The sequence below is a fragment of the Enterobacter sp. PGRG2 genome, assembly GCF_030291195.1.
Classification (GTDB): Bacteria; Pseudomonadota; Gammaproteobacteria; order Enterobacterales; family Enterobacteriaceae; genus Enterobacter_D.
Genome location: NZ_CP127837.1, coordinates 73,183 through 73,467, shown reverse-complemented (window position 1 = coordinate 73,467; position 285 = coordinate 73,183). Strand labels below are relative to the sequence as shown.

General features: G+C 51.4%; 2 tRNA genes. Both read left to right on the top strand.

The features are described from left to right. Positions 1–71 precede the first annotated feature (71 nt). Positions 72–148: transfer RNA gene (locus QRD42_RS00235), tRNA-Arg, on the top strand. 53 nt (positions 149–201) lie between these two features. Continuing rightward, positions 202–278, top strand: a tRNA-Arg gene (locus QRD42_RS00230). Positions 279–285: the final 7 nt, after the last annotated feature.

Below are 285 nucleotides of genomic sequence, written 5' to 3'. Positions count from 1 at the left end.
TAATCCTCCCGGATGCACCATTCTCCTCTGGTTGTTTCAGTAACAATCAGCGCAGTAAAGCAATACCTGATGCATCCGTAGCTCAGCTGGATAGAGTACTCGGCTACGAACCGAGCGGTCGGAGGTTCGAATCCTCCCGGATGCACCATCTCTTTTGATTGTTTCAGTAACAGTCAATGCAGTACCTTAGYAATTCCCGATGCATCCGTAGCTCAGCTGGATAGAGTACTCGGCTACGAACCGAGCGGTCGGAGGTTCGAATCCTCCCGGATGCACCATTCTCCT